Origin of the sequence: Candidatus Nitrosotenuis aquarius (assembly GCF_002787055.1) — an archaeon.
Classification (GTDB): domain Archaea; phylum Thermoproteota; class Nitrososphaeria; order Nitrososphaerales; family Nitrosopumilaceae; genus Nitrosotenuis; species Nitrosotenuis aquarius.
Genome location: NZ_CP024808.1, coordinates 1,530,271 through 1,550,115, shown reverse-complemented (window position 1 = coordinate 1,550,115; position 19,845 = coordinate 1,530,271). Strand labels below are relative to the sequence as shown.

Here is a 19,845-nt window from a genome sequence, read left to right as displayed (position 1 = left end):
CTATCCACGACTCATGCTAGATATTATTTTGATTACATCCCCGTCCTTGAGGATGTGATCACCGCTGATTCGCTGCTTTGTCTTTGCGTCAATTGCGTGCAAAAATCCCTTTGCCAGATCTGCATGAATGGTGCCTGCCAGCTCTTTTGCAGTAGAACCGACAGGCAGTAGTCTTGCATCAGGCAGTATGACGCCGTCCTTGTTTGAGAGCTTGGTCTCGTCTTCTACTGGGTATACGGTGATGAACTTGAGAACATCAAACACAGCATAATTGATTGCCGATTGAACGCCGGTTGTCTGGATTTTTGCCATCACGGATTTTACCAGATCCAGTGCCTGCTTTTGCTGCGGATTTATCGTGGATTCGTTTGATATTGTAAATGACGAGTCCCCCGGCACATATTTTATCAGATTTGCCTTGCTTGCTTTTCTGAGCAACAGTTCAGATTCAGCGCTGCACGTTACCACGTGGTTTTCCTTTTTGATTTTCTCAATTATGGATAAATCCTTGCACAAATCCGCCTTGTTTGCCGCAATTAGTACGGGTTTTGTTTTTTTGCGCAATCTAGTCACAAATTGCAAAATGTCGTCTTCACTCCACTCTGTTGGTTTTTTTGCAGCAAGCCCAGTCTCCTTTAGCATGTCAGATACTTGATAGTCCTTGATTCCCAGGCCAGAAAACCTTCTAGTTATTCCCTCCACCAGCGTTGCTGTTTTTTGCAGAATTTCTTTTAGTAATTTTTGCCATTCCCGCATCAAGATTTGCTTAAACCACTGGTTGAACTCGTTTTCAACAAATTCCACGTCTTCTAGAGGATTGTGCGTTCCCGCAGGAACTGGCTGGCCCTGGATGTCTGTTGTGCCAGCAATATCCACAACATGAATCAGAACGTCTGCCTGTCGCGCATCATCTAGGAATCTGTTGCCTAGACCCTTGCCCTCATGTGCTCCAGGAACCAATCCTGCAACATCAATGATTTTGACAGGAACCAGTCGCACACCATCCAGGCACATTGGGTTTTGGTGTGCAATGCCAAAATGCTTGCATGCACATTTTGTCTTGACATATGTCACGCCAACGTTTGGCTCTATTGTAGTAAACGGATAATTCCCAATTGGCACTGCGGTTTCAGTTGCTGCAGAAAAGAATGTGGATTTTCCCACATTTGCCTTGCCTAAAAGACCAATAAACATCAAAGACAAAAAAATCACCACTTCTTATTAGGATTGCAGAAATTGTTTAATGTGGAGCAAAACTAGCCCCTACATGTTAGTAATTACTGGCAACCCAGGTGTAGGCAAACACACAGTCACAGAAAAACTAGCGCAAAAACTAGACCTGCCAGTACTGGACCTAAACCAAGTCGCAATACAAAACAAAATCTACGAAAAATCTGGCTCTACACTAGACGTTGACGTAAAAAAGCTGGCAAGGCTGGTAAAAAAGATGGCAAAAAAGAACAGCGTCGTAGCGGGACACCTAGCGCCATATGTTTTGGACAAAACACAGGTAAGCACTGCAATAATTCTGCGAAAAAACCCATACAAGCTAATCCCAGTTTACAAAAAAAGAAAATACACTCAAAAGAAAATCATCGAAAACGTAGGAAGTGAAATCCTAGGCATAATAGAATACGATTCAATTGCAAACTTTGGCATCAAAAAAACATTTCAAATCAATGCTACCAATTTATCCCCAAGCCAAATCATATCAAAGATAGGCTTGATCACACGGCGCAAATCCAAAGGAGACAAGGTAGACTGGCTGGATGTAGTCGCACGCAAAGGAGACCTGGCCAAGTTTTTCCCAAACAAAAAGTGATCCCATGTTTGAAATTCTAAAGACAGACCTTGCAGCAAGAATAGCTATACTGCGGACAAACCACGGCAAAGTAGAAACCCCTGCATTTGTCCCGGTGATTCACCCAGTAAAGCAAAGCATTCCGCCATCGAAGCTAAGACAGATGGGTTTTGATCTTGTTATTACAAATGCATACATCACAATGAAGCGCTGGGGTGATGAAGCTGCAAGACGTGGCATCCATGATATAATAAAATTCGACGGCAGCATCATGACGGACTCTGGTGGATACCAAGTACTCGAGTACGGCCAAGTAGACGTCACGCCAGAAAATATGGCAGACTATGAGCAAAAAATAATGACAGATATTGCAATACCTCTGGACAAGCCCACAGGATACGGCCTGCCAAAGAAAAAGGCAAAGGACTATGTCGACCATACATTAGCAGTAACAGAGAAAACAATCAAGGACAAAAAAGAAAACGGCCAGATCTGGATTGGCCCAATCCAGGGAGCAGAACATCTGGACTTGGTTCGAAGATCAACTAGCACCTTACTATCACAGGGATACCAGATGCTTGCTTTTGGCAGTCCAGTTGAGGTAATGGAGTCATACGAGTATGGCCTCTTGGCAAAAATAATTCTTGAAGCAAAAAAGCTAATTCCGGATTCAATACCGCTTCACTTGTTTGGCGCAGGCCATCCACTTACAATACCTATTGCAATTGCCTTGGGCTATGACACGTTTGACTCGGCATCCTACATGCTTTATGCCAAGCACGACAGGTACATCTCAGACGACAGAACAAACCACCTCACCGAAATGCAGTATTTTGCATGCAACTGCGAGGTCTGCACAAAATATACCCCAAAGTCACTCTCAGAACTACCAGCAGACGAGAGAATCCCCCAGATTGCCCTGCACAACCTATATGCTATCAAGTCCGAGGTGGACAGGACCAAGGAGGCAATCCACGAAGGCAGGCTCTGGGAATATGTCGTCAAAAAGATAAAGGCTCACCCAAAACTCTACGAAACACTGGATGTCTTTACTGCAAATTCCGAGTTTTTGGCAAAAACCACACCAAAATTCAAGGACAGGGCATTATTCCTGTATACTCCAGAAGACCAGTTCAGGCCAGAGATTCTATCATATCACAAAACAGTCCGGGCTTTTAAGACCGACAAAAAGGAACTCGTAATTCTAAGAGACACGACAGACAAGCCATTCTATCTTTCAGGAGATTACTCCAAAATCAAGAAAAAATACAAGGATGAGAAGGTCCAGTTTTGCCAGTTCAACCCATATCTGGGGCTAATACCACTGGAAATCTCTGACCTGTATCCGGCAGCGCACTATGTAATGGCAAATACCAACGCAAAGCCAGAAGAGTTTACAGAATTCTCAAAGACCTGGAAGATTTTTTTACAGAACAACAAGTTTGAGAAGATACATCTAGAGAAGAACGACTTCCTAAAATCCCAAAAAATACCAAAATCAGTCAAAACTAGACAAATAAAAAAGTAAAAAGAAAGAAAGCGGTCTAAAGACCTGCGTCTTCTGCCCAGCCTTTTACGAAAACTCCGTTCTTGTGTAGAGGAACTGGTTGTCCAGCTGTGTAGTTCATTGGTCTCATCCAGAAGATTGCCTTTGTTGGGCAAACGCCGATGCATGCTCCGTCGGAGATGCATCTTTCTGGGTAAAAGACAAATGCCTTACCTCTTTTCCAGCCTTCGACTGGTTTTACTCGGAGTACGTCTGGGCCAAGAGATGTACAGATTTCTACGCATAGTGCGCAGCCAATACATCTTTGTTCGTCAACGTCTGGAAGTATTGCTATTGGCATTTATTTCACTTGATGTAATTTGTCTCTGCTAACTATTTAAACCATGATTGAAATATTCAACAGCGTTATTTTTTGATCGGCGTGCGCGATCAAATAAACAAAAAATTTTCAAAATATAAAAAAGGTATACAGATGGTTTTTACTTTCGCATTGCGTCGATTTGGCCGCTTGTTACCCAATCTAGCAATTCAGCTGCGCTTGGATTCAAGTCAGCTCTTTTGTCCATCAGATTTTTTACCCAAACCCAATTAATTTGGTTTAACAGTGGTTTGTTTCCTTCATCGCCTGCGCGAACTTTGTTGCGTAGGTCTGCAGGAATTGAACTCCACCATTGGTCAAAAGTTCTACCCATGAAAGAGGATCTTAGGTTTGACTAATTAAAGCTTTTGAAGATTACATTATTAGCGCAACGATCGGTCGATCTTGTGACAACCTTTTAACGTAGACCAAAAACCATCCCAATCTCTTGAAAGTAAAAGTTTTGGGGGCAGGCCTAGAGGTAGGAAGGTCCGGCTTTTTGGTAAATTGCGAAGGCGCCAATTACCTATTGGACTATGGAGTAAATTTAGGAAAGAATCTTCAGGCCCCAATGCACGTAATGCCAAAGGAGGTCGACTCCATCATAGTAACACATGCACACTTGGACCATTCCGGCTATGTGCCACTGATGTATGTCAGCGGTACCTGTCCCGTGTATGCGACTCCGCCAACATTTGATCTCAGCAGAATCCTAATCGAAGACATGCTACGACTGGAAAAGGAAGCCCATCCCTTTGGCTTGCCCGAAGTCCACAAGATGTATTCCCATGCAAAGCGAATTGGCTTTGGCGAAAAAATCACCCACGGCAAGTCATCATTTGAGCTTCGAGATTCCGGCCATGTCGTGGGCGGCGGAACAGTCCTAGTCGAATCCGAAGGAAAGAAACTCTTCTACACTGGAGACATCAACGTAAACGGCTCTAGAATGTTGCGCGAAGCAGACCTAGATATCGGCGAAATTGACATGCTAATCACAGAGAGCACCTATTCTCAGACAGAACAGATGCCAAGAAAGGAATCCGAGGAAAAGTTCATCGAGTTTGCAAATGAAATTTTAGACCAAAAGGGAACCCTGTTTGTTCCAGCATTTTCCGTAGAGCGCTCCCAGGAAATTGCCTGCATTCTAAAAAATGCCAAGTTCAAGCACAAAATAATCATGGACGGAATGGCATTAAGTGTCAACGAAGTATTATTGCGATATCCAGAATATCTCCGAGACTATGAGGTCTTTGTAGATGCAATAGAAAACACAGTCTGGGTGAGGACCCATTCAGAGCGAAAGCGCGAGCTTGCAGAGCCATGTGTTGTGATATCTCCTGCAGGAATGCTAGTTGGCGGAAACGCCGTCTTTTATCTGCAAGAACTCGCATTAGATAAGAAAAATGGAATTGCGCTGGTATCATACCAAGGTGAGGGCACGCCAGGCAGAAGGCTGCTAGATTCAGGCAAGATTTCAGTTCATGGTAGAGAGCGAAAGGCAGAAGCGCAGGTAAGGCAATTCGAGTTTTCAGGCCACTCTGATAGAAACGCACTCTTTGATCTAATCAAGAAGATCAAGGGAAACCCCAAGGTCCTGACTGTCCACGGGGATGGAAACGCATGCACAAAGTTTGCACAGGAAATCAACGAGCGCTTTGGCTTTGATGCACATGCCCCGAAAATGGGCGATGTCATATCGATATAATGCAAATCAACCTAGATCATACCATCAATAGCGGCCAAGTGTTTTTGTGGGAAAAATTTGGGACCAAGTGGTACGGAATAAACGGCCCTGATGTTTTATCGGTAGACGAGAGCAATCCAGGCATAGCATCATCATATCAAAAACAAGATTACGATTTATTCAGAGAAAAAGACAATTTTGAGAAAATCATAAAATCAATATCCCAAGACAAAATAATAAAAAAGGCAGCAAAAGAATTTGCAGGCCTCCGGCTAATGAGGCAGGACCCGTTCCAGTGCTATATCTCATTTATTGTATCATCTAATTCTAGCATACAAAACATCAGGCGAACTTTGCAAAACATTACAATAAAGTTTGGCAAAAAAATCAAATTCGACAATAAAGAATTTCACACATTCCCAGAACCAAAGACACTGGCACATGCAACAAAGCAAGAGTTGCTATCCTGCGGCCTGGGATACAGAGCGCCATTTGTGAAAGAGGCGTCAAGCCTAGTTAGCAATGGCCAAATTGACTTTGATCATCTAAAAAAGGTAGACTATCACGCCGCAAAAGAATCCCTACTGCAGGTGTTTGGCATTGGGCACAAAGTAGCTGACTGTATTTTGCTTTTTTCACTGGAAAAGCTGGAATCATTTCCGCTGGACCGCTGGATAATTCGCAGCCTGCAGGAATACTATCCAGACAGATTTTCCTTTGAGGGAAAAACACTGACACAAAACAAATACCAAATTCTACACCAGCAAATCACACAGTATTTTGGGCCATATGCAGGGTACTGCCAGCAATTTCTCTTCAAGCTGATCAGAGAGTCAAATCAGAAAAAATGGTTGTAAAAACCCTTAAAATGCCAGCTCCTTTTGAGGTGTTTGGGCCGGTAGCTCAGCATGGATAGAGTGCTGGACTTCTAATCCAGTGGTCAAGGGATCGAAGCCCTTCTGGCCCGCCACCTAAAAAATTATTTAACATCAAACCATGCGGCATACAATGAAAGACATCGAGATAATCCTACAAGACAAAAACATCAAGCCAAATTCAGACATCATAGGTACTATTCTAGTGAATTATTCCGGCAAATACGACAGCATTGTCCTTAACACCCAGATTCTTGGATCTAATGAGCTGATGTTATTTACGTCACATAATGGCAAAAAAATATCCCAGCGCAGCTCGAGGCTTTTCATCAGCCGGGAATCCATGCCAAACAACAAGGCGGACTTTACTGCTCAGATTACCTTTGAGCCTGCACAAAAGCACGAAGTCAAGTTTCGCGCATCAATAATAGAGCAACACAAGGAAATTGAAAGTGATGTTGTTTTTGCCAGTTTTTCCTAGAATCTCTGCTTTGTTACCACTACTTTGCCCTTCATCCATGGGTGAGGAGAGCAGTGATAGTCAATTTCGGCAGCTTCTGTAAAGAGGAACTCGTAATGTTCGCCAGCCTTGACTACTCCCGGTGAGCCAAATTCCCCGCTGTACGAGTCTTCGGTTGCCTTGTCAGGAGTAACAGTATGAGGAGTTCCATCGTCGTTTATCCAAATTACGCGGTTGTCTACGCCTAGCTGTACGTTGATTAGTTTTGGAACAAAGTTGTCCTTTTGCTCAGGACTGTCAGAGCCTTTGATCATTTTGACCTCGATTTTGTCTGGAGGATTTAGAATTTCTTCAGATACCTTTGGTTTTGCCAGTGATTCCGGCAGATAATACATTTGATAGTAACCGATTCCAATTGAAACCCCAACGATCATTGCTATAATGCCAATTCCATATGCATGGCTAGATGTTGGTTTGCTGCTCAACGACTCTGCTGGTCGCTAAAAGTCTTATAAGTTTAGTGCTGGCCTTCCGATTTTTCTTTTGGAAGTTCCTTTGTTTCCGGGATTGGTGCTTGTTCTAGCTGCGGCTCTTGTACTGGCGGCGGTGGTGGGGGCCTCTTTGCCTCAGACATGCCATACCTGTACACATGGAACATTCCTGCAAATACAATCAGTATTAGGCCCGTAAAGAACAGCGATAAATTGTTGAGGCCGGTGATTGCCGCATTATATGCAGCTATGTTGAGATAGACTTGGAACACCAGCAACCCGATTATGACCCAGTTGATCCATTTCTGGGACAAGTTGATCTCGGCTACTTTTTTTGGCCCCTTGTCCTTGTTGAGTTTTGCCTTGCGCTCTGCTTCCTGTGCCATCTTTATCATCATGTAGCTAAAGCCAAACCCTAGCGGCACTAGTAAAATCATAACCAGATAGAAGAATATTGGGTCAATTACCAGTCTTTGGACTAGTGGCACTGTGGTATCAGCAGGAATGTAGAACCCCCAGTATGTAGTGACCATGATTTGCGCAATTCCAGTGATTCCAAAGGCAGTAACCATTGGCCTGTCCTTCCAAGAGAATTTCTTGTACCTATCCAGGAATGGCACCAGCAATAATGCGCCTATGAACAGGCCCGGCCAAAGCACGCCAGTTACGAACTTGTCGTATTGCGTCCTCAAAAATGCATACAGTCCTGTCAGGTACCATTCTGGAACAGTAATTCCAGGCGGTACCGTAGGCTCGAACTTGAATCCCATGTCAATTGGGAACACACCTCCCGTGATCAGAATAGCGCCAGAGATTGCCATGACCATTGGCACATCAAAGACCAAGAATCTTGGGAAATGAACTGCCATTAGTCCAAGCATCACAAGCGGCAGGATAAACACATGTTGCGCATAGAACCTAAGCACAAAGTCCGAAAATCCATTGCCAAACATGGCGTCACGCACAGTGGACCCAATTATCGGTATAGAGTTGGTAAGCGACGCTGCAATACTGATTGCAAGTTCCGCTCTTTCACTAAATATGATGTCGTATCCAGTGAATGCCTCAAGTATGGTTACTGTTCCCAGTATGACACCAGTTACCCAGAGGATCTCGTTTCTAATTTTGTATCTTCCACTAAAATACTGATAGTACATGTGCAGAATTGCTAAAAGAACCATTGCGTTAGAGCCGTGATAGTGAATGTTCCTAATGTGGAATCCAAACGGCACGACATTGTTGATTTTCTCCACACTGTCCCATGCTCTATCCAGCACAGGCATGTAATAGAACATTAGCAGTGCGCCAGAAATACCAAGTATTACAAACACGATAAATGTCAGCATTCCTAAAAATCCAAATGGACTGACAAATCTAGATGGGAATGAGAATTTTACTCCAGTAAAGACGGTTCTTTCTAGTCCATCCCAGATCCAGTACAAAAAGGCAACAGTGCCTGTGCGCCTACTCAACGAAACGGCCATATCCTACTACTCCATTTTTGTCTGGTGAAAATTTGGCGGGCATTATCCACAGATCACCTTTTGTGTCTGCTTCCAAGTCCAGCTTTGCCAAAGTGTTAGACGGTGCCGCCTGCAAGGCTGCAGGTCCTGCAAACGCAGTTCCAGTGATTGGGTTGTACATGCTTCCATGGCATGGGCATTCTCCTCTTTTTCTGCCTTCTTGCGGCCAATACTTCCAAAGGCACCACAAATGCAAGCACACCATGCTATAAGCCCTAAACGAGCTGGCATCGTTTTTGCTACCGCCCAGCTCTTCGGGCAATCGAATAAACTGCCATTTTCTAAATGCCTCCTCATCCAATACACGGTCTCCTGTCTTTGGATATGTGATGACTTCGGCGTGATTGGTTGGAAAAGTGTTAACGTTTGCTTGGCCGCCGTCCGGCAGAATTACCGGCACTTTTTCGAGTTTTGCGCTGTCCGGGTTTGGCATGAATTTGCCCCATGGGACAAACGGTGCAAAGGTAAGTGCTGTTCCTGCGGCACCCATTAGCTTGAGAAAATCTCGTCGCGATAGCGTAGATGGCTTGATACTATCCCCTTGCGACATTCAAAGCTGCTTTTCGAAACTTTTCTTATAAACCTTGTTTCATCGTTTTGATGATTTTTGCGACTTGGTTGTCAAAACTATAAAGATGGAAATTCCGATCGCAATCATTCCAGATATAATCAGCAAGACAAGATTGAAATCAAGTTTTGTATCGTTTTTGGCTAGAGCCGGAGTTATGACATTAGATTTTTCAAATGTGATGGTTTTTTCTGCCTTGTTGCCAGCCCTGTCCATACTCTGAATTATAATGTCATATTTGTCATCATCCAGATTGCTAGCATCAAAGTCAATTGAGGTCTGATTTTCTATTATGGTGCCATCTGGCAACAATACTGAAATGATATCCGGATTTGCATCCTCTACAGCAAAATCAACACTCATCACATCAGATATTCTCTCCTGATTTGAGACCAGTATCTGTGGTGCAGTCCTGTCCACAACAAACGAATAGAATTGTACTGACGTGTTGCCGGCATCATCGGTTGCCTCTATTTTGACGGTGTGTGGGCCTTCTGATATGTCAGATATTGTATTGGTTTCCATACCATCAAGGTGATACTTGACTGAAACCTCGCCATCATCAGTTATTGTTGGAATTGGAATTACATTGGTGTACTGATCAACTGGGAAATCAATTACTGGTGGTGAGTCATCTGCAGATATGGAAGAAAATTTGCCAATTACCGTAAACGGCTCTGTAGTAGATTTTCCTCCAAACAAAGTGGAATGCAGTAATAAGGTGTATGTTCCTGTCTGGTTTATTGGCGCATACAATAACGTGGATGTTGCGTCTTTGTTTTTGACTGGATAAAATCCTCCGCCCTCACTAAATGGAGTGGTGCCAAGCCAGTCAGATGTCGGCCAGTCAAGTAATTGCCCAAACACGCCGGCAGGAACATTGCTTTGTATGATTCGGCCTTGCGGATCAATTACAAATGCAGAAAAATTTGTGTCGCCGTCTTGCCAAGATATGTCAATTGATGCGGTGTTGATTGTAGAATCCGATATGTCAAAATAATATTGGCGCCAGTCTCCTGCATTGTACCTGTTTGTCATGTCAAATGCCCCCTTGACGTAGCCGTTTCCATACAATATGTCTGGGTTTTTTTGGCCAGAGATCACCGTCAGCTTTTCCTTTTGTATTTGTGATGTTATCGCAAACGACACCGGCGCATTCACTGTGTGATTATTGCCAATGAATCTTAGAAATCCCTGATACAGTCCAGGCTTGGCATTCTCTGGAATAGTAATTGTTGCAGAGACTTGGGCTGTGCCGTGCGGCGGTACCTGTATTATTCCATTGTCAATCCAGATATCGCTCCAGTCTTGCTTTTTGTAATAGCTGGCAGATAATTCATAGTTCATCTCTGTGGAATTTTTCTTGATCTCACCTAGCCAGTACGAGTATCTTGTGGGCACAGGATACACGCCGACCAGTGGCACATTTTCGAATTTAGTGCTTGGATCAGATACGCGCAGCTCTTGGACTGTTCCCCACGAACCTCCCCTATTCACTAGAGACAGCTCGCTGCTTGAGGCCAGATCGTCCTTGTTTTTGTCATTCCAGTCATAGAGATATAGTGAGGCAATCTTCATGTCCGATGCGTAGAGCTTTTCTGTCTTGTTCATAAAGTCAGAGAATGCAAAGTTCAGATTCATCACCATTAGTTCTGCATCTTTTGGTATTACGGTTCGATTCTCATAATACGATGACAGTGATTTCTGCTCTGAGACATCTTTTAGCTTGATATAATCTGGCCTGAACACGCCTGTTTTGTTATACAGTATGTCTTTGAGTCGGATTTTTGTGGTAGAGTTTATCTCGGATTTTTCAATCAGTGCTAGCTTTTGAGGAATTACCTGTATTGTTATGGTCTGGTTGCCTGGGTTTTCTATTGTGAATGTGGTTGTGCTTTTGTCACCCGGCCCCAGTCTTCCTCCAAACCAGCTTGTCTGCGGGTGTGCCTTTTCAGATAATTTGAACAAATCAAATCCAGGAAGGGTCTGGTTTAGCCGTAACATTGGAGGTTCTAGGACTTGTTTTATGGTGTAATATGTCGAATTGTTATACACTGCAAATATTCCATTTTCTCCATTGATGAGCTGAGCTGCTCGATACGAGTTTACAAAGCCAGAGCCCTGCGTGAACGGATCGTTGTGTATGTCAGTGGCAGTAGACATTAGAATGTTTTTTATCATAAACGGATCATAGTCTTGGTTTTTTTCTTGCAGGCCTTCCATTAGGATTGCCGCAGAGCCTGCAACTAGAGGTGCTGCCATGCTAGTTCCTCCAAACATGGAAAACGATTCCGCCTTAGAGTCCTTTTTTGCCTTGAGTACGTTGCTTGGCACAAATCCGTATGCCCCAGTGTTTAGCAAATCGGGTTTCGGATCACCAATTATGCTTGGGCCCCTGCTTGAAAAGTCAACCATGTGGTTTGCATGATATGTGGTGTTGCCAAATCTTGGCTGGCCCTTGAATGCGCCATACCCAACATAGACATTGTTTGTAGTAGCCCCAACTGTGATTCCAAACGGTGCGGCATTTGGCAATCCCATGGTGCCATAGCCAGGTCCTGCATTTCCTGCACTAGAAATTATTGTCACGCCGGGATATTTCGGATCAATTGACTGCGGTGTAGACAAAACATTTACTATCAGAGATAAGACATCGATTCCTGGCGTTGTCTTTAGCGATGGAAAATTGGAAATGCCCCAACTGTTCGAGATTATATCGGCTCGTGGCTTGCCAGAGAACTTCCACGTGTTGTTTGTACTATCAAATCCAGAGACCCACAGCCATCCATATACAGTGTCGCCAAACCAGAGTGCCTTTACTGGTATGATTTTTGCATTTGGAGCAACACCTGTTAGCTTGTATTTTTTTGTGTTGTTGTAAATATCGTATTGTTCTTTTCCCTTTGATACGATTGATGCTGCAGCTCCTGTTCCATGGCCGACAAAGTCAGTCATTACGCCAAAAAAATTACCATTTGGATCCAGTGGCGGCAGTAGCGTTCCATTTGTCGCCTTGAGGAACTTATCTACGAAGGACTTGTTTTGCGACATTACACCATAGATGTCGACTATTTGCGCACCCACAGTACCCGCACTGAAATCCAGCTTGCCGTCCTTGTTGGAATCATACACCAAAAATTCATTACCGGAACCAAGTCGGATCGGTGTTTCATCTGTAAAGTCAAAGTCATAAGTAGGCTTTTGTCCCTTTTTTAGATCAAACTTGGTATAGTCTTGCCATGATGTGCTAAGGTCTGGTATAATAGTATCATATTTGCCAGGAATTTGAGAGTCCACTACCAATACAGGCACGGCCTGAACGCTTGTAAATGGGCCCTGCATTGCCCCTTGATACATCATTCCAAAATGGTAAACGCCGCTTGCAGATTTGATAAAATCGTGCTTGCTTTTGCCTATTTTGTAATCATCTAATATGGTGCCGTTGAATTTTGGCGCCGGGCCGCTTGCCGGAAAAAACGAATTGTATATCGATATGGGGGTTCCCTTGCCCTTTTGCTTTAGGTTCAAAAAGGCGCCGTTTTTTGTCAGGTATACTGTAGATGTTGCGTTTTTGTCAAGGGATTTGTTTATTTTCTCAATTATTGGTTTTGTGGTGTTTTGTAGAACGCCATACTTGTCAATGTTTGCAATAAAAGTAGCATTTGTAAGTACTAGTCCCTGCCCGTCGGCATCAAGCATTATTGGATAATTGTTCTGGTCCCTTGCCAGAGAATCCTTGAGATCGGGATTTGAAAAGTCTACACCAGTGTCAACTATGGCGATTTTGATTCCATTTCCAGTGTAATTGTATTTTATTTGCGCAAGCTCTGCCCCGCTGGATTCTCGGATCTGGTCCATTTCAGAAAACATGCCCCTATTATGAAATTCCAGCGGAAAATCCCGGATAATGTGATATCCTTTTGCACTCAAAATAGGAATCGATTGCTCAGAAAGTATGGCAATTGAAAAAAACCCATTGCCAGTGCTAACACTGGAAATTGTGTCAATGTCATCAAGTGATCCGTGCCCAAATACCAGATAGCGCTGCAACTTGTGGTTTTGCAATGTTTCTTGCGGTACAACGACCAGATCAGTAAACGAATTTGCATTTAATTTTGGCTCAGGTGGATTGTCAAATTTATCATATGCGAAAGAACTTGAAAAAACCGAAGACAGTAACAAAACACAGAGAGTCACTGAGAGGATTTTTGTGCCAAAAAACATAGTACAGTTATCTTCTTCTTGCAAGAATGACAATTTGCAGTGCCACAATTATTGCAATTGATGCAACTATAGGAAACAACAAAGAGTTTAGCTGTTGCGATGCATTTTCCATGTTTTTAACAGAGTTTGATATAGAAGTGACACTCTCATCGATGTTTTTGCTGGCAGAATCAAGCGAAGAGCCAAACCCTTCTATTTCCGATTTTAGATTGTCCAGCTCTGATGACGTATCCTTTAGTACAGAGTTTAGCTCGATGATTTGCGTTGATATTCCTCCCAAGTCTTGCTTTAGGACTACCGTAGCTGCAGAACCGTGTGATATTGTCCCCTGTGAGAAGGCCACCACGTGAAATACGTGTGTTCCTTCCTGTGTTGGGGTAAATTCAGCATAATACAATCCAGGATGTAGAGTTTGAAATGATGTAGACAGATTAACTGCCTGTCCATCTGGCAAATGAACGTGTGTTGTGCCAAGCAGCTTGTCTGGATCTCCTCCAACCAACAAGCCATCACTTGTTACCTGAGCGAATATTCGGAAAGGTTGGCCTATTGCAGCAGTCTCTGGAGTAAAGACAAGTGTGGTTATATCTCGAGAGACGGGTATTTTTTCTATTTCTGTTGTTGGGGAGAACTTGATTTCTATTATTTTGGAAAGACCACCTTGCTGAGTGCTGATTGCTTCTATGGTGTATGTTCCGTATGGGAGTGTGGTTGACGCCTCTGGCCAGACAAACAGTTCTGTCTGGAATTGACCGTCATCATCAGTAGTAATCTGGGTAAACGTTATGACATTCTCAGCTGGATCAGTGAATCGAAGGACAATGTCTTCTTGTTGGAGGGCTTTGCCATACACAAAAAGCGGCTTTCCCGGAGAATAGATTTGGCTGTCGGTAAAAAAATCCAGTTGTGCAGCAAATACTTGTGAAACACCAAAAGAAAACACAATACAAAATACCAGCAATAATTTCATCTGCTCAATATGAAAGATATCTGATAGATATTACTTGTGATAGCATCCGCTAGGTTTTGTTCTAGTAAAAAAAAGAAAAAAGGGATAGTATTATTTTCGTCTTAGCTGACAGTTATGTCTACAGATACTGGTGGGCTCAACGCTGTTGGGTTGTCAACACTCTCCCAGACAAACACTGTTGCAGTGTATGTTCCAGGTGCTGTTGCAATCCAAGACAATGCTGGGCTGAATGATTGACCTGCAGATAGTGAACCTGTAATCCATGCTAGTGAGACTGTAACGCCGTTTTCATCCTGGATCTGTACCAAGTATGCAAATGGTTGCTCTCTGTCCTGGCCGTTTGTCAAATCGGCTGTGATTTGTACCTGTTGGTCTACGGATACCTCATCTAAGGTATTGCCGAAGGCGTCAACAACTCTTGCGTTAGAAGCTGGTGCTCTCTCAAGAGGTGGTACTACAGTACCGATGAATGCCGTGCCAGTAATGTCGAGTTCATCTGCAGTTGTGTATGGATCTGGTAGTGTATTGTCTTGGTATTCTGCTGTGACAGTGTCACCTTCTGCGACTCTGAGTCTGTGACCGGATGAATCGTCGGTAGTTGTGAAGAACACAGTACCTTCGAAGATTCCAGTTGCCTCATTAGTCTCAGTTACAGTCAAGTCAATACCGCCTGCGTCTGAATCAGACCAGACGTTTGCGTTAAAGTTGTCTACTGCTTCTGGGTTTAAGTTCATATCAGGATCAATGACTCTTACTACACCGGTTCCACTAGCTGGGTAGCTAGCTTCTAACCATGCGACTTCACCAATGTTCCATCTGATCAATGCTGATCCTACAACAGTTTCATCCTCTGAGAATTCATAGGATACTGTTAGACCATCATCGTCATCAGCACTTAGGAATCCGCTCGTTGGACCGGATCCTGAAGTTGTTGCAGTTGGTGTACCGCCTGATTGTTGAGCACCGTTAGCATCGTGGTTGAATCCTGTGAGGATTACTTCACCAGTGAAGATGCCAGTGTCAGTGCCTGTCTCAACAAGCTTGTACTTGTTAAGTGCGTTACCTCTTGTAGCTACCTTCAATGGGTCGGAGTTTTGTTCACCGATTTCATCGATTAGGTTGCTATCGAAGTTTTGATCAGGGGCGACTACGGTAATGTATACCTTGTCAGTCCATGTGTAGACCTTTTGGTCTAGTTCAACTGTTGCACCAAAGTTTGATGTGAATACTGTCAAGTTGATGTCTTCATCTTCTTGACCAACATAATCAGCACCAGATGGACCCCAGTCGGTGTATTCTAGTACAATTTCCTCGCCTCTTTCCAGTTTATCGTTGCTTAGAGTCTCTGGAATTTCGACAACTACCTGGAATATACCAGTGCTGTCACCAGTTTCTCTTAGGTCAGATGGTTCTGGATCGAATGCGGCTTGGTTTGTAGAGCCACCTTTATCACCCATGGTGGTGGTAGCTGCATCTGAATCCCATTCAATGAGATCCAGATCATAGGTTTCTGCCAAGTCATTATCAAGGTCAAGATCTGGCTCGATTAGAGTCAGGATCATGTCTGAGCCTATGATATAGACTGATTTGTCAGATTGTAATGCACCGTTTCTTAGGTCAAATGTTGCTGAGTCTGTTACTGTATTCTGATCACCAGATGCATCAGCTGGGTCTGTGTATTCTACTGTGATGATATCACCTTGTAGGATACAGTAGTTGCCAGATGAAGCAGCAGTGTCAAATCTTGTTGTAACAGTGCCTTTGCTGCCAGGTGTTAATAATGAGTCAAATCCGCTTGTTGCAGTTGCTGGACATGTTGTTGATGCTGGACCATCAGTGTATAGCACATCCAAGTCAAACTCAAAGATACCGCTTGAAGGCGATGTCTCTGTGATTGGACCTAGTTGTCTGACTGATGATACACCGTTGCCAGTGTTGTCTGCGCCGACATCCATTACACCATTCTTCACAATAGAACCACCTGCATAACCTAGGATCACATGGTTCTGTCCTCTAGAGACAGTAACCTTGACTGGTCCTTTGTTAGTACCGGTAACGTTTTCGGCAATGATGTCTTCACCAGATGCTGAGGTGTCAAAGTCTGGATCGTTCACTTGTACGTGAATGGTCAGTGCTCCGTCACCTAGTGTTTCTGATGCGTCAATGCCGTTTGTTCCAATTCCAGTTAAGTGGATTGGGAAGATTGATCTTCCGCTTGGAGCGGTATTGTCAGTTGGTGTAGAGAAGTCATCGAAGCTGCCGAATGGTACTGGATAAACAGTTCTGTCAAGGCTGACTGAACCAGTGTTTGCTCTAATACCTGCGCCATCTCCGACTTCAACAATTTGTCCTGATGCGTCTCTAAAGTCGACATAGTTTACTTCCATGTCAAGGCCTTGTGCGTTCACTGGGCTGGTTTGTACACCAGTCGAGATGTTACACACTTTGCCTGGAACTATGAAGTCGCCTGTGAAGATGCCTGTTGCTGGACCGGTTTCAATTAGTGTGAATCCGGATGTGAATAGACCAACATCAATGCCTTCACTTCTTAGAGAAGTTGCGCATGCGTTGTTGGTATCCTTCCAGCGAGCATCATCAAAGGTAACATCTAGTAATCGACCTAGGGCGTCACCATTGGTTAGTGTTGGTAGACCGGTTGCTCCCACTGCATCTACAGCAGTATCCTGTGTTCCAAGGTTTGTGCTGTTAACAGTGGTATAGATATCGATTAGATCGACATCAGTGTTGAGATCTTGGTCTTCCAATGTTACTACAACTGTATCTGCTTTCTTGTATGTAGGCTGGTTAAATGATACAACACCAGAGTGTGTTGGAGCATCTTCTTGGTCTGAAACTTGAGTAACTGTACCATCTCCTGCCAAGTCATTATAGTTGACTCTTGGAGCTTCCTCGTCATCTAGATCTTGGTGCACAATAAACGATGGATCATCAGCAATTGTGGTGAGTCCAGTGTATGTTGTGCGGTCAAGGATGTTGAGTTGGTTTAGTACTACAAATTCTAGTGAACCTTCGAATACGCTTGTGTTATCGCCTGTCTCTTCTGCTTCAATTCTAACAATCATGTTGTTTACTCTGTCGGCTTTGACGATACCATCGTTTTTGTAGCCAAATGAGAACAAGTCGACTGCGATTGGAGCGGTTGAAGTGACGTTAGCAACTCTGGTAAAGTTGACCAAGAATCCAATATTAGTAGTTGCATCTGTTGCGCCGCCGCTGATTCCTCTGCTGACTGCGCCGGTTGCGCCGTTTGCTGCGCCACCAAAGATGTTGCTGTATACCTGTGCATTTTGTGCAGTACCCAAAGTTGCATTGAGTAAACTCAATGACTGTGGTTTAACATTATGAGCAATTGGGATTAACTTTGCAGTAAAGTGTCCGGTGCCGTTTATTTCTAATTCAGCTCCGGTTGCTCCCGATTGTCTTGTAATGATTGTACTAGTACTGTTTACCAAGTATACGCTAGAGTTAGTAATAACTCCAGAGCTAATTCCTCTAACATCCAAGTTTAGCAAGTTGAAACCAAAGAACTTTGGTGTTGAACTTTGTCTTGGATCAAAGATGGATTTCTTTAGATCTTGGGCTGTTGCTTTTGTATCAATTAAGATAGCTGTTGCTGAGTTGGTTCTGTTTTGTGTTAGCAAAGCACGATCACTGAATTTCTGTACTGTCATGTTACCTTCCATAATACCACCAGCTACTGCTGCAGTATTACTTGCGGTAAATTTGAACACGGATGCACCGTCCGTTGGAGGTCGGTTTTCCACGTTGGCTTGACTTTCTGTAAAGTTATTCAGAATGACAGAAACTGCAGTTGTTGAGCTTTCTGTACCCTTTACACCTAGTGTAAATGGAGTACCAATTCTCAGTGCTGGAATGATTGAAACATCTGCGTTGTTAAAGTCCAAGTCCTCGTCTGCTCTGCTGTTTTTGTTAGCATCAGAGTCAGTAATTCGAACTGGGATTTCTTGGCCAGAGTTCCATTCTGCATCCACTGCTGCAATATCAACAGATGCAAATCCAAATCCTACAACGATGCTTTTTGCTGCTGCGTTATAGTTGATTGTTGCGGATTTGCCTCTATCAGCGCCTGATGTGATCTCCAATACAGAGACATCATTTTCATCATAAGTACCGAACACACCAGTGTTTGGTGCAGTTTCGGTAATTGTGACTGGTTGGCTTGCTGAGTTTAGAGTTTGAACTGTGGTCTGGACAACGCCGTCATCACCAGATAATATTGAATCAGCATTATCTTGTATGAGTAAGATGTTGTTTGACGCACTTTGGGCATTCTTGTTAAGTAACAATACGCCGTTATCTTCAAACATCAATCCGGTCAAGTTACCGGTTAATGCTAGTGAGATACGTGCTGTAGAGTTGTCAAATGCACCATCTTCTGTGAAGACAGAGTAGTATGTACTTGCATTTGTACCTAATGTTTGGAATGTCCAAGAATCTTCATCTGTTGGATCTATGTTTAGCTGTAGATCGGTGATTGTTGCCTGAACTTGAGCTCCTCTTGGGTAAGATGATCTATCCAAGTCCAATTTTGCAAATTGGTCTACAGTATCAAACTTTAATGTGGTGCTTTGAACACCGCCACCTTTGTTGTACTGTACTACAACATTACCTGTTGGGTTAAAGTTGTATAATTGGATGAATGGCCAGAAATTAGATTGAAGTACACCGATTTGACCGACGGTGACACCTGTCGTGCCAGCGCGGTTAAGGGTTTTGTTCTCTCTAACTACATTATTTTCTAATGCATTGCTGTGTACTGTTCCAGTACAGGTTCCTAGTGTGGCCTCACCTTGTGTAGCTCCTGCTGGAGCACGTGCAAGGGCAACACCTACTGTTTGAGTAAATGATGGACCGATTGAAGCGCCAGCACTTGCTGCACTACAGAAGGCACCAAAGTCTAATCCGGTGGTTGCACCGTTTGTACCTGGAGCTGTCTGTGTTGCGTCTGCTTTCTGTGCTTGCGCACGGTCTGCGAAGTAACCATACCAGTTACCATCAGTTGCCTGTGCCATTCTCAGTTTGTTACCGTTAACGGTAACATCAGGTTCACCTTTGCCTTTGTCAGTATCTTTGATATCACTATCAATTACGACTACTTCGATGACCATTGGTCCTGCAAAGTAGTTTTGGAATTGAGAGTTTTCAGCTGATACAAACAAGTTAGCATTTGCTGCTGCTGCTTCTGGCATTGTGCTTGGAGCAAATGCAGAGAAGCCAGCGGCTAGCATAATTGTCATTAATGTAAGACTAGTTAATTTACGTCCTATCTCGTTGTTCATGTTATTGACTTTCCGTTCAAAATTTAGTATATAAGACTAATGGACAATTTGTCCACAATTGAC

The 19,845-nt window shown here is 43.6% G+C and carries 14 protein-coding genes and 1 tRNA gene; 6 read left to right on the top strand and 9 right to left on the bottom strand.

The genetic code is table 11. The features are described 5' to 3' along the window. Window positions 1-1,194 (bottom strand): redox-regulated ATPase YchF, encoded by a 1,194-nt coding sequence (locus NAQ_RS08985; RefSeq protein ID WP_100183198.1) that lies wholly within the window; start codon window positions 1,192-1,194, stop codon window positions 1-3. Between the two features lie 73 nt (window positions 1,195-1,267). Here NAQ_RS08985 and NAQ_RS08980 point away from each other — a divergent pair, with 73 nt between their 5' ends. Together NAQ_RS08980 and tgtA are read left to right on the top strand one after the other, a co-directional pair. Next, a complete protein-coding gene (locus tag NAQ_RS08980; RefSeq protein WP_100183197.1) occupies window positions 1,268-1,822 on the top strand; it encodes an adenylate kinase family protein in 555 nt (184 codons plus the stop codon). A 4-nt stretch (window positions 1,823-1,826) separates the two neighbouring features. Beyond that, window positions 1,827-3,329, top strand: coding sequence for a tRNA guanosine(15) transglycosylase TgtA (gene tgtA / locus NAQ_RS08975; RefSeq protein ID WP_100183196.1), 1,503 nt, complete (start codon window positions 1,827-1,829; stop codon window positions 3,327-3,329). 16 nt (window positions 3,330-3,345) lie between these two features. On the opposite strand, the gene NAQ_RS08970 is transcribed toward tgtA, so the two are convergent. Then, window positions 3,346-3,648, bottom strand: coding sequence for an ATP-binding protein (locus NAQ_RS08970; RefSeq protein WP_048194556.1), 303 nt, complete (start codon window positions 3,646-3,648; stop codon window positions 3,346-3,348). Between the two features lie 139 nt (window positions 3,649-3,787). Further along, on the bottom strand, window positions 3,788-4,000 hold the full coding sequence (locus NAQ_RS08965) for a hypothetical protein (RefSeq protein ID WP_100183195.1): 213 nt from the start codon (window positions 3,998-4,000) through the stop codon (window positions 3,788-3,790). Between the two features lie 114 nt (window positions 4,001-4,114). On the opposite strand from NAQ_RS08965, the gene NAQ_RS08960 reads away from it, so the two are divergent. From NAQ_RS08960 to NAQ_RS08945, 4 genes are all read left to right on the top strand, one after another. Continuing rightward, complete coding sequence (locus NAQ_RS08960) at window positions 4,115-5,371, top strand: MBL fold metallo-hydrolase (protein ID WP_100183194.1); 1,257 nt, start codon at window positions 4,115-4,117, stop codon at window positions 5,369-5,371. After that, window positions 5,371-6,207: a DNA-3-methyladenine glycosylase family protein gene (locus NAQ_RS08955; RefSeq protein WP_100183193.1), complete on the top strand. Its 837-nt coding sequence runs from the start codon at window positions 5,371-5,373 to the stop codon at window positions 6,205-6,207. The genes NAQ_RS08960 and NAQ_RS08955 overlap by 1 nt, the downstream gene beginning before the upstream one ends. A 35-nt stretch (window positions 6,208-6,242) precedes the next feature. Further along, window positions 6,243-6,320 (top strand) — tRNA-Arg (locus tag NAQ_RS08950). 38 nt (window positions 6,321-6,358) lie between these two features. Continuing rightward, entirely contained in the window at window positions 6,359-6,706 is a 348-nt protein-coding gene (locus tag NAQ_RS08945) for a hypothetical protein (protein WP_100183192.1), read from the top strand. Here NAQ_RS08945 and NAQ_RS08940 read toward each other — a convergent pair. From NAQ_RS08940 to NAQ_RS08915, 6 genes are all read right to left on the bottom strand, one after another. Further along, window positions 6,703-7,119 (bottom strand): cupredoxin domain-containing protein, encoded by a 417-nt coding sequence (locus NAQ_RS08940; protein WP_100183548.1) that lies wholly within the window; start codon window positions 7,117-7,119, stop codon window positions 6,703-6,705. The two genes, NAQ_RS08945 and NAQ_RS08940, sit on opposite strands and share 4 nt — an antisense overlap. 83 nt (window positions 7,120-7,202) lie before the next feature. Further along, window positions 7,203-8,660: a cytochrome b gene (locus NAQ_RS08935; RefSeq protein WP_100183191.1), complete on the bottom strand. Its 1,458-nt coding sequence runs from the start codon at window positions 8,658-8,660 to the stop codon at window positions 7,203-7,205. Next, a complete protein-coding gene (locus tag NAQ_RS08930) occupies window positions 8,641-9,249 on the bottom strand; it encodes a Rieske 2Fe-2S domain-containing protein (RefSeq protein WP_100183190.1) in 609 nt (202 codons plus the stop codon). Before NAQ_RS08930 ends, NAQ_RS08935 begins: the two co-directional genes overlap by 20 nt. A gap of 39 nt (window positions 9,250-9,288) precedes the next feature. After that, on the bottom strand, window positions 9,289-13,491 hold the full coding sequence (locus tag NAQ_RS08925; RefSeq protein WP_100183189.1) for a S8 family serine peptidase: 4,203 nt from the start codon (window positions 13,489-13,491) through the stop codon (window positions 9,289-9,291). 7 nt (window positions 13,492-13,498) lie between these two features. Beyond that, window positions 13,499-14,461 carry an envelope protein gene (locus tag NAQ_RS08920; protein WP_100183188.1) on the bottom strand — a complete coding sequence of 321 codons (963 nt, stop codon included), beginning with the start codon at window positions 14,459-14,461 and terminating at the stop codon, window positions 13,499-13,501. A gap of 101 nt (window positions 14,462-14,562) precedes the next feature. Then, complete coding sequence (locus NAQ_RS08915) at window positions 14,563-19,782, bottom strand: hypothetical protein (protein WP_100183187.1); 5,220 nt, start codon at window positions 19,780-19,782, stop codon at window positions 14,563-14,565. Window positions 19,783-19,845 lie beyond the last annotated feature (63 nt).

Coding starts and splice junctions, on each gene's coding strand:
- NAQ_RS08945 (WP_100183192.1), top strand. CDS start 6,359: ATGAAAGACATCGAGATAATCCTACAAGACAAAAACATCAAGCCAAAT.
- NAQ_RS08925 (WP_100183189.1), bottom strand. CDS start 13,491: ATGTTTTTTGGCACAAAAATCCTCTCAGTGACTCTCTGTGTTTTGTTA.
- NAQ_RS08920 (WP_100183188.1), bottom strand. CDS start 14,461: ATGAAATTATTGCTGGTATTTTGTATTGTGTTTTCTTTTGGTGTTTCA.
- NAQ_RS08915 (WP_100183187.1), bottom strand. CDS start 19,782: ATGAACAACGAGATAGGACGTAAATTAACTAGTCTTACATTAATGACA.
- NAQ_RS08940 (WP_100183548.1), bottom strand. CDS start 7,119: ATGATCGTTGGGGTTTCAATTGGAATCGGTTACTATCAAATGTATTAT.
- NAQ_RS08930 (WP_100183190.1), bottom strand. CDS start 9,249: ATGTCGCAAGGGGATAGTATCAAGCCATCTACGCTATCGCGACGAGAT.
- tgtA (WP_100183196.1), top strand. CDS start 1,827: ATGTTTGAAATTCTAAAGACAGACCTTGCAGCAAGAATAGCTATACTG.
- NAQ_RS08970 (WP_048194556.1), bottom strand. CDS start 3,648: ATGCCAATAGCAATACTTCCAGACGTTGACGAACAAAGATGTATTGGC.
- NAQ_RS08985 (WP_100183198.1), bottom strand. CDS start 1,194: ATGTTTATTGGTCTTTTAGGCAAGGCAAATGTGGGAAAATCCACATTC.
- NAQ_RS08935 (WP_100183191.1), bottom strand. CDS start 8,660: ATGGCCGTTTCGTTGAGTAGGCGCACAGGCACTGTTGCCTTTTTGTAC.
- NAQ_RS08955 (WP_100183193.1), top strand. CDS start 5,371: ATGCAAATCAACCTAGATCATACCATCAATAGCGGCCAAGTGTTTTTG.
- NAQ_RS08980 (WP_100183197.1), top strand. CDS start 1,268: ATGTTAGTAATTACTGGCAACCCAGGTGTAGGCAAACACACAGTCACA.
- NAQ_RS08965 (WP_100183195.1), bottom strand. CDS start 4,000: ATGGGTAGAACTTTTGACCAATGGTGGAGTTCAATTCCTGCAGACCTA.